10 protein-coding genes are annotated in these 14,088 nt (G+C 68.5%); 1 reads left to right on the top strand and 9 read right to left on the bottom strand.

Annotated elements, in window-relative coordinates:
* Positions 1-6: 6 nt before the first annotated feature.
* The 4 genes from I3V78_RS27105 to I3V78_RS27090 all read right to left on the bottom strand — a co-directional run bounded on the left by I3V78_RS27105 (position 7) and on the right by I3V78_RS27090 (position 5,965).
* Positions 7-681, bottom strand: a complete 675-nt coding sequence (locus I3V78_RS27105; protein WP_204491477.1) for an HAD family hydrolase — start codon at positions 679-681, stop codon at positions 7-9.
* Positions 678-1,622 (bottom strand): pseudouridine-5'-phosphate glycosidase, encoded by a 945-nt coding sequence (locus I3V78_RS27100; RefSeq protein WP_204491475.1) that lies wholly within the window; start codon positions 1,620-1,622, stop codon positions 678-680. Before I3V78_RS27100 ends, I3V78_RS27105 begins: the two co-directional genes overlap by 4 nt.
* A gap of 27 nt (positions 1,623-1,649) precedes the next feature.
* A complete protein-coding gene (pptA, locus tag I3V78_RS27095) occupies positions 1,650-1,874 on the bottom strand; it encodes a tautomerase PptA (protein WP_204491472.1) in 225 nt (74 codons plus the stop codon).
* A 125-nt stretch (positions 1,875-1,999) separates the two neighbouring features.
* Entirely contained in the window at positions 2,000-5,965 is a 3,966-nt protein-coding gene (locus tag I3V78_RS27090) for an amino acid adenylation domain-containing protein (protein ID WP_204491470.1), read from the bottom strand.
* 453 nt (positions 5,966-6,418) lie between these two features.
* Here I3V78_RS27090 and I3V78_RS27085 point away from each other — a divergent pair, with 453 nt between their 5' ends.
* Complete coding sequence (locus I3V78_RS27085) at positions 6,419-7,003, top strand: HD domain-containing protein (RefSeq protein ID WP_204491468.1); 585 nt, start codon at positions 6,419-6,421, stop codon at positions 7,001-7,003.
* A gap of 16 nt (positions 7,004-7,019) precedes the next feature.
* On the opposite strand, the gene I3V78_RS27080 is transcribed toward I3V78_RS27085, so the two are convergent.
* The 5 genes from I3V78_RS27080 to I3V78_RS27060 form a co-directional block, all read right to left on the bottom strand.
* The gene (locus I3V78_RS27080) at positions 7,020-9,278 is read right to left on the bottom strand and encodes an adenylate/guanylate cyclase domain-containing protein (protein WP_204491466.1); all 2,259 of its coding nucleotides are present in this window, start codon (positions 9,276-9,278) and stop codon (positions 7,020-7,022) included.
* Positions 9,279-9,509: 231 nt separating this feature from the next.
* A complete protein-coding gene (locus tag I3V78_RS27075) occupies positions 9,510-10,724 on the bottom strand; it encodes a glycoside hydrolase family 19 protein (RefSeq protein WP_204491464.1) in 1,215 nt (404 codons plus the stop codon).
* A gap of 278 nt (positions 10,725-11,002) precedes the next feature.
* Positions 11,003-11,881: a CheR family methyltransferase gene (locus tag I3V78_RS27070; protein ID WP_204491461.1), complete on the bottom strand. Its 879-nt coding sequence runs from the start codon at positions 11,879-11,881 to the stop codon at positions 11,003-11,005.
* The gene (locus I3V78_RS27065; RefSeq protein WP_204491459.1) at positions 11,878-12,396 is read right to left on the bottom strand and encodes a chemotaxis protein CheW; all 519 of its coding nucleotides are present in this window, start codon (positions 12,394-12,396) and stop codon (positions 11,878-11,880) included. Before I3V78_RS27065 ends, I3V78_RS27070 begins: the two co-directional genes overlap by 4 nt.
* Positions 12,397-12,398: 2 nt before the next feature.
* Complete coding sequence (locus I3V78_RS27060; RefSeq protein WP_204491457.1) at positions 12,399-14,069, bottom strand: methyl-accepting chemotaxis protein; 1,671 nt, start codon at positions 14,067-14,069, stop codon at positions 12,399-12,401.
* Between the last annotated feature and the right edge of the window lie 19 nt (positions 14,070-14,088).

Genomic DNA, 14,088 nt, shown 5'->3' with positions numbered 1-14,088 from the left:
CACCCGTCAGTTCCGCGACAGCCCTGTCTGGATGCACTGAAGCACATCGTCGAATGTATTGGCGAGCCAGGTGGGCTCGGAGGACTTCAGCTCCTGCACGCTGTGCACGCCGTAGCTGACGGCCACCGAGCGCATGCCCGCGGCCCGGGCCATCTTCAAGTCATGCGTCGTGTCGCCCACCATCACCGCGTGCTCGGCCGAGACCTTCAACGTCCGCATGATGAACTCGCCCATCTCGGGGTGGGGCTTGGGCTGGGAGACCTGATCCGCGCCCACGACCAGGTCGAAGTGCTCCCGGATCCCCGCCGCCTTGAGCAGGGCGTCCGCGCTCGCGTAGTACTTGCTCGTCGCCACCGCCAAGGCGATGCCCTGTCCGCGCAGCGCCTCCAGACCCTCCACCACCCCGGGGAAGAGCAGGGTGGAGGCCTTGGGCAGGATGAGCTCCTTGAAGAAGGCCTGGTACTGCTTGACGCCCTGGGCAACCTGGGGGTCGGTCAGGGGCACCTCCAACAGACGGCTGAAGGCCTGCTCGAGCGGCAGCCCGATGGTGGCGCGAATGGCCGCGGGGTCCCGGTCATGGACCCCCATGGAGGCGAAGGCCGCCGTGAACGTCTCGACGATCGCGCGAGGCGTGTCCACGAGCGTCCCATCCAGATCGAACAGCGCGGCGCGGGGGGTCATGACGGCCTCGGCTGGAGCTGGGCGTGGGCCACGGCGATACGGCCCGCCAGCTCCGCCGTGCTGATGAGCACCGACATGTTCGCCTTGGCCGAGCGCCCCTCGGTGACCTTGTCCACGGCGCGCATGAGGTACTTGGTGAGCGCGTTGCCCCGGACGCCTTCCTTCTCCGCGGTGACCATCGCCTTGGAGATCACGGCGTCGACCTCGCGGCTGTCGATCGCGTCCTCCGCGTTGATGGGGCGGGTGATGAGGATGCCGTTGTCATTGCCCAGCGCCCAGTGGTTCTCGATGGCCCGGGCGATCAGCGCCTCGTCGTCCATCCGGTGGGGGCTGCGCAGTCCGCTGGACAGGCAGTAGAAGGCGGGGAAGTCGTCGAACCGGTAGGAGATGACCGGCACGCAGTGCGTCTCCAGGAACTCCAGGGTCAGGTTCAGGTCGAGGATGCTCTTGGCGCCCGCGCAGACGACCGCCACCTTCGAGCGGGTGAACTGGATGAGGTCCGAGGAGATGTCCATGGACCGCTCCGCGCCCCGGTGCACGCCGCCGATTCCCGCCGAGGAGAAGAAGGGGATGTGGGCCAGCTCGGCGGCCACCAGGGACGAGGCCACGGTCGTCGCGCCCATGCCACCCTGGGCGAGGATGACGGGCATGTCCCGGCTGCTGACCTTGGGGATGCCCGGCGTCGAGGCGAACCGCTCGATGTCCGCCTCCGTCATGCCGATCAGGATGCGGCCGCCCTCGATGCCGATCGTCGCGGGAACCGCGCCCCCGGACCGGACCGCCTGCTCGACCTTCCGGGCGGTGGCCGCGTTGTCCGGGTAGGGCAGGCCGTGGGTGATGACGTTCGACTCCAACGCGACCACCGGCTTGCCCGTCGCGAGGGCGTCCGCGACCTCATCGCTGAACACCAGCGGAACGTTCCCATGTGCATTGCGACGCATCGTCATTTCTCGTTTCACTGCAAAAAGTCAGTAATTGGGGATCTTGCACAGCAGGTGCTTGCGGTTCACGATTTCCGGAACGTAAACCTGCTCATTCCAGACATCCTTCTCGACCGGCTCCAGGGCGATGGAGACCGCCCCGTCCCTGCAACCCAAAGCGCTCGTCACCGCCTGGGTGATCGCCTCGGACAGCCGGGCCCGCTGCTCCTCACTGAGCTCCGCGGGAAAATGCTTGATATTGACGTGGGGCACGCGCGTCTCCTCATGGGCGCCAGGGGATGTCGTGGATTAGCATTGGCACCCAGGTCCCTTCAAGCCGGATTTACGGTAAAACAAGTCTTACCGGCTTGTCGGGACGGGGAGTACATGGACGCCGCTCAGGCCGCCGCGGCGTGGGGGCGCAGGGTGAAGCGGATGGCGCGCAGCAGCTCGCCGATGTCCGATTCCTTGAGCAGGGTGTAGTGGTCGGCCGCGAGGTCGATCACGGTGGGCTCGCGCGCCGAGTACCCGCTGCTGTTCTCGATGAACGAGTAGTCGTCCCCCGAGGCCTTGAAGAGGGTGATGGGGGCGTTGAGCCGCCGCTCCGCCAGCTCGCGGAAGGCGTACTTGAACTCGTACGTCTGGCGCACGATCCGGGTGATGCGCTTGACCAGCTCCAGGTCGAGGTTCGGGGAGCGCGCGTGGATGAAGGCCGCGAAGGTGTCGTCATCCGTGGCGACCCGCAGGCACTCCTCCAGCGCGGGGTCGGTGATGCTGCCCGCGAAGACCGAGAAGAGGATGGTCACGAAGGTCTTGTTGTCGTAGCGCGGCTCCCGGGCGAGATCCGACGTGTCCGCCGCGCGGGCCTTGGGCGAGCCCGGGGCGATCAAGAACAGGTGCTCCACCTGCTCGCCGGCCTGCTCGAGCTGGTACGCGGTCTCGAAGGCCACCCGGGCCCCGAAGGAGTAGCCCCAGAGCGTGTAGGGCCCCGTGGGCTGCTGGCGCTTGATGGCCTTGATGTCCTCGGCGGCCATCTCCTGGATGGTGGCGTAGGGCGTCTCCCCGGGGTTGATGCCGTGCGCCTGGACGCCGAAGAAGGACTGGTCTCCGCCCAGCTTGCTGGCGAGCACCCGCAGGTTCATGGTGAAGCCGCCCAGGCCCGGCCAGCAGTAGATGGGCCGTCCGGCGCCCTGGGCCCGCAGCTTGACCAGGCGCGAGGTGGGCTCGGTGTTCTGCCCGTCCACCTTGAGCGCGAGCTTCTCGATGGTGGGCGACTCGAACAGGACCTGCAAGGGCAGCGTGAGCTGGAACTCCCGGTTGATCTTGTTCACCAGCCCGACGGCGATGAGCGAGTTGCCCCCGAGCTCGAAGAAGTCGTCCTGTACCGAGACGGCGTCGCGCTTCATCTCCTTCATCCACAGCGCGCCGAGCCGCTCCTCGGTCCGCGTGCGGGGCGCCACGAAGGGCCGGTCGATGAAGCCGACGTCCGCCACCTCCAGCGCCTTGAAGTCGATCTTCCCGTTGGCGGTGAGCGGCATCTGGTTCAGCACGATGACCCGGTTGGGCAGCATGTAGTCCGGCAGGAAGTGGATCAGGTCGTCCTTGATCATCTCCGCGGGGCCCTTCATGTGGACCAGGTCCTCCTTCATGCCCTCGCTGAGCCGCTGCTCCTCGCTCACCCGGCCGCCGACGAAGAAGTAGGAGGGACCGCTCTCCAGGCCCCGGGCCTTGAGGATGCCCTCCAGGCGCCGGGCCGACGGCAGCGCGTTGCCCGTCTTGGAGCTGTAGCCCGAGGACATGAAGCCCATCTGGGCGTCGTTCATCTGCAGGTGCTGCAGCTTGCGGCCCAGCTCGATGTAGCCCATCCAGTCCTCGCGCGGCTTGCTGACCACGGAGATGCCCAGGCTGGCCCGCTCGTAGACCTGCTGGTTGAGCGCGATGACGTGCTTCTTCAGGACGAGCTCGTCCGAGATGCGCTCCAGGGTTCCGTTCTTGTACAGGTACTGACCCGCCGGCAGGTCCGCGATCCGGCCGGGATGGGCCTGCACGAGCAGCTCGAGCGTGTCGTCCGGCCGGGGGGCCGTGTAGGGGCCGATCTCGAACGTGCCCAGGTAGTAGTCCTCCTCCGCGCACTCCAGCGACGCCTGGGTGGCGGGCGCGAACGCGAGCGGCTGGATGTTCAAGCCATACGCGGGGAGGATCTCCTCGAAGAGGCCCACCATGTGGCCGGTCTCGATCTCGAGCACCTCCTGGATGTTGTTCTTGTAGACCGGCTGGATCGCCCGCTTCTTGCCCACGAAGTGCAGCGTGATGCGCGGCGTGGACGAGCCCTCCGTCTCCCGGATGAGGACCAGTTGGTGGTGCACGGGGTGGTAGTAGTAGTACCCGGACGTGAGCGTGCCCACCTGGTGGAGCTCGAAGTACATCTGGGTGGCGGACAGCGCGCCCGGAGACGCATAGCCGTACTTCGGCAGCAGCCGCTCGCCACTGAGGTACTGCCCGAAGTAGCGCAGGATCTCCCCGAAGGTGGCGAAGTCCAGGTCCTCCAGCCGCCGCGCGTGGGTGCCCGTGACCTGACGGCCCAGCAGCCGCAGGACGTCCGCCTTCGTGACGTCGCCGCCCTCGAAGAAGCGGTACGTCTTGCGCGCGAACACCCGCCGCCGCTGCTCCTCGGTGGGCGTCTGGCCGGGGAGGTCCACCACGGGCTTGCCGCTCAGCTCCGCCGCCTCGCGGCAGCCCAGGTTCATCAGCTGCGTCTTCACCTGGAGCTTGTTGGACTTGGACTGGTGGTGGGCGCCGTGGTTGCCCTGGTCCATCAGGGCGGCCTCCTTCGGGTTCAGCTCGATGAAGGCGATGAGGTTCTGGAAGCCGGTGCGCGGATCATTCCGGACGGTGACCGCGGCGTTCTTGACCCAGTCGTGGTTCTCGATCGCCACGCGAATCTCATCCAGCTCCACCCGGAAGCCGCGCAGCTTCACCTGCTTGTCCGTGCGGCCGGCGAACTGGACCGTGCCGTCGGCGTTCCAGAAGGCCAGGTCGCCGGTCCGGTACAGCCGGGCGGAGCGGAACTCGGTGAAGAACGGGTTGTCGATGAACCGCTCGGCGGTGAGCTCCGGCCGGTGCAGGTAGCCCCGCGCGAGCTGGACACCCCCGACGTACAGCTCGCCGATCTCCCCGAGCGCCACCGGCATCCGCTCGGCATCCAGGATGTAATACTGGGTGTTGTGCACGGGCGCGCCGATGGAGATGGTGCCCGGCCCGGTCTTGACGGTGCTCCGCTCCACGGTGAACGCGGAGGAGTTGATGGTGCACTCGGTGGGCCCGTACAGGTTCACCAGCGCGCAGCCCGGCATGGTCTGGAGGCATTGCACGGCGAGGTTGCGGGTGAGGGCCTCTCCGCCGCTGAAGATCTGGGTGAGCGACCGGCACTCCGGGAAGGTCTCGGTGTCCACGAGCGCCTGGAGCAGGGTCGGAACGCACTGCAGGGTGGTGACGCCGTGCCGGGCGATGGTCTGGATGAGCCGCTCGGGGTCCCGGTACACGCCCGGGCCGCCCATGACGACGCGGGCCCCACAGGCGAGCGCGAGGATCTCCCACTGGGCCGCGTCGAAGCTCATGGGCGTCTTCTGCAGCACGACCGTGCTCTCGTTGAGCCCGTGGACGGTCTTCAACCAGTGCATCTGGTTGACGATGCTCCGGTGCTCGATCATCACGCCCTTGGGTTTGCCCGTGCTGCCCGACGTGTAGATGATGTAGGCGAGGTTGCCCGGACGCGGATGGATGTCGGTCTCGAGGGAGGGGGCCCGTGGCTGGGCGCGAGCGAAGGCGGCGGCCTCCTCCAGGGTGACGATGCGGGTGTCGCGGGGCGCCAGCTCCGCCAGCTTCGCCTTGAGCGTGTCCTGGCAGAAGAGGATCCGGGACCGGCTGTCCTCGATCATGTAGCGCAGGCGCTCCTCGGGATACTCCGGGGACAGCGGCAGGTAGGCGGCTCCGGAGAGCAGGATGCCCCAGGCGCCCACCATCAGATCCAATGACGGCTCGACGAACAAGCCCACGCACTCGTCCGGGGCCACCCCGAGCCACCGCAGGTACGCCGAGAGCTCCGCGGCGCGCTCCGCGAGCGCCTCGTAGCTCAGACGCTCCTCCCCGTAGACCACGGCCGTGGCCTGGGGCCGCAGGCCCACCTGTTCCCAGAGCAGGGCGGGAAGACTCTTGTCCTTGGGAAACGCGTGCGTCGTCTCGTTGAAGCTCTGGACGAGCCGTTGCTTCACCTCGGGTCCGCTCACGCAGACGTCCGCTGGCCTGGCCTCGGCGGGCTTGAGCACGTCAGACGAATAGGCTTTCGCCAGAATTTCCGTATTCATTTCATGGCCCTGGGTGGAGAGCGCACGGGACAGAGGAGCCCCTGGGTCTTGAAGACCCTCGGACCCGTGACCCAATGACTCGCGCGTGGACGGACGCGCGCAACGACTCGCCTGCCGCGAGGGGTCGCGGAATGGGCTGTCGAAGCGCGTCAGTGTTTCTCTTTCGGGCGTTGAATATAGGAAAAGCTGTCTGTCCTTCGCAAGCGGTTTTTAAGGTTTCGCTCGTTTTGCGGTTACCACTCGTTTTACTGTTTGACACGATTCATCAAGAAATCCTTGATAAGTGTGTTGATGTCAATCCATGACCTCGGACGTTGTCAGTGTTTACCGTGAGTGTGCGTTGTTTGAGTCTCGCGGTAATGGTTGGAGATGAAGCGGTGACTTCGGGATGGGCGAGCGCGCGCCGGGGAGGGTAGGGTGCCGGGCCTGGTGGAGAGGTCTTCCCCTGGAGGCATGACGGTGGATCAGATCGTGGGTTTCATCCTGGAGTTGGACAAGCTCAAGGGCGTGACGCGCAAGGTGCGTCCGCTGGGCCTGGAGCGTTACGAGAACTCCGCCGAGCACAGCTGGCAGATCGCGCTGCTGGCCGCGTCCCTGGCCCACCACGCCGCGGCGCCCGTGGAGGCGGATCGTGTGGTGCGCATGCTGCTCGTGCACGACATCGGGGAGATCGACACCGGCGACACGATGGTGTTCGTCGAGGGGGGCTGGGAGGAGCGCAAGGCGGCGGAGCTGGCGGCGGTGAAGCGGATCTTCGGCCTGCTGCCGGAGCCGCAGGGCGCGGCCTTCCTGGCGCTGTGGCAGGAGTTCGAGCGGGGCGAGACGCCAGAGGCGCGCTTCGCCCAGGCCGTGGACCGGGCCATGCCGGTGCTGCTCAACCTGGCCAACCAGGGCCAGAGCTGGCGTGAGAACGGCATCAGCCACGAGCGGGTGGTGCGCCGCATCGAGGCGCCCATCAAACAGGGCTGTCCCTCGTTGTGGAGCTACCTGGAAGGGCGCCTCGAGGAGGCGCGGCGGCAGGGCTGGTTCGGCGCCTGAGCCGCGCCTCGGGGGCCTACTTGTCCAGGCTCGTCACCCCGTCCCAATCGGCGGGGGGTGGGGTCTTCTCGTACTTCCGGCAGCGCTCGAGCAGCGCCGCCGTGGGCCCATCGTCGAAGTCCCGCGTGAGCTGGGCCTCCAGCACCGCCGCCGCCTCCGTGAACCGGGCGCTCCGGTAGAGGCCGAGCGCCTCGTGGTAGCGCTCGACGGTCTCGCGCTTGTCCGCCGGCAGCTCGCCCTTGAGCGCCAGCAGCTCGTAGACCTGGACCGCCTCCGTCTTGCCGGCGACACGGACGCGGTCCAACTCCCGCACCTCGATGTGCTCGCGCGCCAGCTCGTAGGTGCGTGGACCGATCATGATGAGCGAGCCATAGGCCTTGTTGGCGCCCTCCAGCCGCGAGGCCAGGTTCATCCCATCGCCCATGGCCGTGTAGTCGAAGAGCTGCTCACTGCCGAAGTTGCCCACGAAGAGCCTGGCGGTGTTGATGCCGATGCGCGTGTAGACGTCCGGCAGGCCCTCGGCCCGGAACTTCACGCGCAGCCGCGCCACCTCGGCCTGCACCGCCAGCGCGCCCTGGCAGGCCCGGAGCGCGTGGTCCGTGTGCCCGGTGGGCGCGCCGAAGAGGCACACCACGGCGTCTCCAATGTACTTGTCCAGGCAGCCCCCCTCGCGCACCAGCGCGGAGCTCACCCGGGTCAGGTACTGGTTGAGCACGCTGACGAGGGCCCGCGGGTCGTCCCGGAAGCGCTCGGAGAAGGTGGAGAAGCCCCGCACGTCGCTGAAGAACGCGGAGATCTCCCGCTCCTCGCCGTCCAGCCGGGGCAGCTCTTCCTGCTCGATCATCTGCTCGATGAGCTGGGGTTCCATGTACCGGTTGAAGGCCTGACGGATGAAGTTGGCCTCGCGGCGGGCGAAGAGGTGGTTGGAGGCCAGGGCGCCGAGGCTCGCGAGCAGTCCGGCCAGGGCGGGCATCGCCACCAGGGGATGGACCCGGGCCCACGCGAGCGACAGGCCCACGCCCAGGTAGAGCACGGGGACGAGCCCCAGGAGCCAGGCGACCTCCAGCGTGGGCTCGCGGGCCATCATCAGGACGACGGTCGACAGCAGCGCCAGGCTCAGGGCGAGCAGCAGGCTCATCCAGAAGGGCGTCTCGGTCACGAAGCGGCCCACCAGGAGGTTCTCCAACACCGTGGCTTGCTGGATGACCCCGGGCGTGGCGCCCCCGAAGGGGGTGAGCTGGTAGTCGCCCTCGCCCAGCGCCAGCGCGCTCACGAGGACGACCTTGCCGCGCAGCAGCTCTGGCTCCAACCCCGAGGGTTTGCCCGCCTCCCGCAGCGCGGCGGCCTCGAGCACGGACAGCGCGGGCAGCAGGGGAAAGCGCTGGTGCAACGAGCCCCGGAAGTCCAGCTCCGCGCTCCCATCCGGGTTCACGTCGAAGGTCCGCTCGCCCAAGCGCATCGTCCGGCCGGAGAACACCAGCTCCGTGGCGCCGAACAGATCCGCGGCCACCGCCACCGGCAGCGTGACATAGGTGTTGTGCCCATCCGTGTACGCGAAGCGCGTGCGCCGCAGGATGCCATCCCCATCCCGCTCCCGCTCCACCAGGCCCACGCCCTTGGCCTCCACCAGCAGCGAGGCCGCGGGCGGGACGACGTGGCTGGGGACGCGCAGGCCCGGGATGGGTTGGAACTCCAGCTCGGGCAGCGCGCGGCCCTCATGGCGCACGGGAAACGCCAGGCGCCGGGCCACCCACGTGGGATCCTCGCCGTCCTCGGCGGTGCGAGGCGCGCGGGGATCGTGCGTGGGCGTGACCTGGGGGAGGGGAACGGCGCTGGGGTGCAGCCGCATGCCCAGGTAGACCGGCAGGCCGGTGTCTCGCAGCGCCTGCGCGAAGGCCTGGGTGTCCTCGGGCGTGTCGGAGTCCGGGTCCAGCACGCCGTCGAAGAGCACGGCCCGCGCGCCTTGCCGTGACAGCTCTCGCACCACCCGTCCCCACAGCGAGGCGGGCCAGGGGTAGGGGCCAACGTCCCGCACGCCCTCGAGGCTCGGCTGATCGACGGACACCACGACGAGCTGGTTGGATTGCACCCGCCGCTGCTGGGTGAAGCGGGAGAGCGCGCTGTCGTACAGGAGGCGCTCGAGGCCCCTCACGCCCCCTCCGCCCAGGAGCCAGAGCGCGGTGGCCACCCCCGTGGCCACCGCCGCGATCAGCACCATGCGCGGCAGTTGATGGCGCAGACGCCGCTCCAGCATCGCCGTCCGCTCACTCGCCATGAGAGATTCCCATGGCGCGTGACTCTACCGTGGACTGACTCAGGACGAAGTCGTCGCCGGGAGTCAACGCCGGGGGAAGGGGCGCTCCGGCGAGATCGTTTGGCTCGGTACCAAATGGGTCCTCGAACTCCGCGGTCACCGGGTCGAACGCGATGAACGCTCCGGACACGACGAAGCCCCGGGAGGACACTCCCCCCGGGGCTCGTTCACGTCAGGTGTTGCGCGTGCGGCCTAGCAGCCGGTGTTGCCGCCGGCGCTCACGCCGATGATCTGGGTGAAGCGGTTGTAGTTGTCGATGCGGCTCTGGACCTGGCCGGGGTTGCGGCCCCCGCACTCCAGCGCGCCGTTGATGGTGCGGATGGTCTCGCCGAAGCCGACGCCGTTGGCCATGGCGTTGTGCGCCGTCATGGAGCCCGCGCCCGTCTGGGTCATCCAGAACCAGAAGCCCGTGCGCCAGGCGATGGTCGCGTCACGCGCCACGCGGTCCGGATCGTTCTTCAGGTCCACGCCCAGGGCGTTGCCCGCGGCGCAGTAGTTGCCGTTCCACGACAGCTGGATGGGGCCACGGCCGTAGTACTGCTTGCCCGCGGCGCAGCCGCAGCCCGGGGGGCCCCAGCTGGTGTCGCACATGGTCGACTTGGCGATCTCCTCGATGTAGACGAGGTTGCCCGTCTCGTGCGCGACGTTGGCCAGGAACGCGGCGACCTCACGCTTCTGGTTGTCCACGCTGCCCTGGGTGGCGAAGTCCGGGAAGGTGTTGGCCGCGGCCACCAGCGCCGAGTAGGAGTAGAAGCCGTTGCGGCCGGGGAACATCTGGTTGAACTGCGACTCGCTCAGGTAGGCCGAGATGCCCTTGCCACCGGAGGGCGGCGGCGTGGTGCCACCCGACGTGCTGTCGAAGGTGAAGAGCTGGTTGGCGGTGCCCGTGTACAGGTACTGCACGAAGCCCGTGCCGTTGTTGGCCGAGCCCCACAGCAGGTCCATGACCATGTCCGTGTGGCGCGCGTGCAGGCTGAACTGGTTGTTGCCGCGGCCCACGATCTTCCACTGCTGGTTGTTGCCGCCCACGTACGACCACTGGTGGATCTCGGCGTTCTGCGCGGTGCTCACGTCCTTGACGTCGATCGCCTTGTTGCTGTTGACGTTGAGGATCTTGAAGTAGCCATCCGAGGTGGCGGAGACGGCGAACTTCTGGGCATTGGTGCCGTTGCAATCCCAGAGCTGCAGCTTGGTGCCGTCCGCGGTGCCGGAGTTGGCGATGTCCAGACACTTGTTGTTCTGCGCGGAGCGGATGACATAGGTCCCCGCCGACACGCTCGACACGATGGCCGCGCTCTCGAGCTTGGCCACCTGCTCGGGCGCCTTCGTCTCCTCCACCGCGCATCCACTCAGGCCCGCCAGGACACCCACCAGGGACAGGCCACGCGACACGATCTTGCTGGTCATGAGCAGCTCCTCGAAAGAGGGGGACACGACACCCGCGCGCTCGCGCTGTCTGGGTTTGCGTCCCCGGATTCCGGGCCGCCGTAAAACATGAAACGAGCATTCCCGCTAGACCTGTTTTCGCTGAAATTGGATGAAGGCGAGAGAAATAAGCCTTTCGCGATTTCGCCGCACCGCGTTGGCTTCACTCTCCGTGTAGCCTGAGTGTATTTGTGTGAGCGCACGGTATCCGTGGCAGGAATTGTCCACTGCCGGACACGGACAGGGCTCGACTCAATGCCTTACGGGCGTGGGCCGTAGACGGTGGGAATCACCGGGCGCAGGCGCGCGCCCAGGCCCACGAGGCTCTCGGAGTGGCCGAGGAAGAGCAGCCCCGAGGGCGACAGGTGCCCGAGCAGCCGCTCCACGGCCCGGGCCCGGGACGCCTGATCGAAGTAGATGAGGACGTTGCGGCAGAAGACGAGGTCGAACCGCCCCACCACGCCGAGGCCGTCGTTCAGGTTCACCCGTTGGAAGCGCACCAGTTCGCGCAACTCGGCGCCCGCCTTCATCCACGCCTCCTGGGCGCCCACTCCCCGCAGCATGTAGGCGCGCAGGTAGGGCGTGGGAATCTCCTGGGCCTTGTCCACGGGGAAGCGGGCCTGGCGCGCCTGCTCGAGGATGCGGGTGGAGAGGTCCGTCGCCAGGATGTCGATCTCCCAGCCCTCGGACACGGGCAGGTGATGGCGCAGCACCATGGCCAGCGAGAAGGGCTCCTCTCCCGTGGAGCACCCCGCGCTCCAGACCCGCACCCGCCGCGCTTCCCCCCGACCCGTGTCGCCCTGGGCGCGCCAGCGCGGCAGCAGCTCGCGCGCCAGGAAGTCGAAGTGCCGGGGCTCGCGGAAGAAGTGGGTCTCGTGCGTGCACAGCGCGTCGAGCAGCCGCACCCGCTCGGCGCCATCCGCCTCCACCTGCCGCAGGTAGGCGCCGAACGAGGGGCTCTTCAGCTCGCGCAGCCGGCGCGACAGCCGACCCACGACGAGCGCCTTCTTGGCCGGCGACAGCCAGATGCCCGCCTCGCGGTAGAGCAGCCGCTGGAACCCGGAGAACTCTCGATCCGACAAGGGCGGGGACTCGAGGAGCGCGCCCGGACCGGAGAGCTCCCGCGGCCGCGGCCTCATCCGCGCTCTCCGGACGCAGGCGGGGCCGCCAGGGCCAGGGCGATCTCCTGGGCGTTGAGCACCCGGTCGATGTCCAGCAGCAGCACGAAGCGCGCGTCCGTGGCCAGCCGGCCCAGGCCCAACAGGTAGTCCGCGTGCACCGGCGTGCCGAAGGACGGGGGCCGCAGCACGTCCTCGGGGCCCAGGTCGAGCACCTGGCCGATCGCGTCCGCGAGCAGCCCCAGGACGATCGTCTCGCCCGCGCGGTGCGCCTCCACCACCACGATGCAACTGCGGCGCGTGAGGGTGGCGGGCGGCAGGTGCAGCTTCACCGTCAAGTCCACCACGGGCACCACGCTGCCGCGCAGGTTGAACACCCCGCGCACCCACGGGGGCGCGCCCGGCACGGGCGTGACGGTGTCGTACTCGATGATCTCCTTCACCCGCAGGATGCCGAGCGCGTACTCCTGCGCGGCGAGCTGGAAGCTGAGGTACTGCGTGGCGGCGGCGGACGGCTCCTCGATGGGATCGCTCATGCTCACACCTGGAAGCGCTTGAAGTCGCGATCCTCGTCCCCCAGGGCCGTGGCGGCCCGGGAGGGCGAGGCGGGCTCCAGGCCCCGCGCGACGGACCGGAGGCCCGAGGCGAGGGGCGCGCCCTCGGAGAACCGGGACGCCAGGCGCCGCGTGTCGCGCGGGGACGCGCCCGTGACGTGGAAGAAGGCCACCAGGTGCTGCAGGGCCTCGGCCTGGGCGGACAGTTCCTCGGCGGTGGAGGCGAGCTCCTCGGAGGCCGAGGCGTTGCGCTGGGTCACCTGGTCCACGTGCAACATCGCCTTGGTCATCTGGGTGACGCCGCTGGCCTGCTCGGCGGAGGCGGCCACCACTTCCTGGACCAGGTCGGCCGTCTTGCGGATGGAGGGCACGAGCTCCGAGAGCAGCAGCCCCGAGCGCGAGGCCACCTTCACGCTGTGCGAGGCCAGACTGGAGATCTCCCGCGCCGCCGTCTGGCTGCGCTCGGCCAGCTTGCGCACCTCGGTGGCCACCACCGCGAAGCCCTTGCCGTGCACGCCCGCGCGCGCCGCCTCGATGGCGGCGTTGAGCGCCAGCAGGTTGGTCTGGTAGGCGATCTCCTCGATGATGGAGATCTTCTCCGCGATGGAGCCCATGGCCTCCACCGTCTCCTTCACGGCCCGGCCGCTCTCGTCCGCGTCCCGCGCGCCCTGCACCGCCATGCGCTCCATCTGCCGGCTGTGATCGCGGTTCTGGGTGATGGTGGCCGTCATCTGCTCGAGGCTGGCCGTGGTCTCCTCCACGCTGCTGGCCTGCTCGCTGGTGCCCTGGGACAGGCTCTGCGAGGAGGAGGACACCTGGGCCGCGGCGGAGGCGAGCGTGCCGGCGCCCTCGCGCACCTCGCTGATGACCTGCCCCAACCTGTCCACCATGCGCTGCATGGCCAGCAGCAGGCGGCCCGTCTCGTCTTGCGTCATGTGCGGCAGGCGCACCGTGAGGTCGCCCTCGGCGATGCGGTCGGCCACGTGCACCGCCTCGGAGAGCGGACGGGCGATGAGCCGGGAGATGATCAGGCTGAGCAGCGTGCCCGCCAGCAGGCTGACGCCCACGACGGAGGCGATCCACACGCGCGCGCTGTCGTAGACGCGGTCCAGGTCATCCGAGGCCTGGCGCGAGGACTGCCGGATGGTGGTCACCAGCTCCTCCAGCTTGTCGCTGGCGGCCTGGAAGGTCAGCTGCGCCACGCCATGCTGGAGCGTGCGCGCCTCGTCCTTCTGGTTGGCGCGCGAGAGCACCATCAGCCGCTCGTGCTCCTCGAGGTAGAGCCGCCAGAGCTTCTGGAACTCCGCGAGGTCGCGCCGCTCCTGCTCGGAGAGGATCAGCGCCTCGTAGTTCTGGATGTTGCGCTCGAGCGAGTCCTGCTCCCGGCGCATGCTCCGCTCGTAATCGGCCATGCGCAACGCGTCCGTGGACAGCAGGTGCTGCTGCTCGAAGGTGAGGAAGTCCGAGGTGTCGGTGTTGGCCGCCGACACGAGGGCGATGCTGGGCATCCGGTATTCGGTCACCACGTCGCTCGCGTCGTTCATCAAGCTCAGCTGCCGGCTGGCGAACAGGCCCAAAAGGACGTTGAGCGCGCTCAGACCGAGGAAGGCGAGGAGCAGCTTGGAGGAGATCTTCAGGTTGGCGAACCAGGTCATAGGGGTGTGGGACGAGGAA

The sequence above is a fragment of the Archangium primigenium genome (assembly GCF_016904885.1).
GTDB lineage: Bacteria > Myxococcota > Myxococcia > Myxococcales > Myxococcaceae > Cystobacter > Cystobacter primigenius.
Note: the sequence above shows the minus strand (reverse complement) of the source record. Positions and strands in the feature narration are given on the sequence as shown.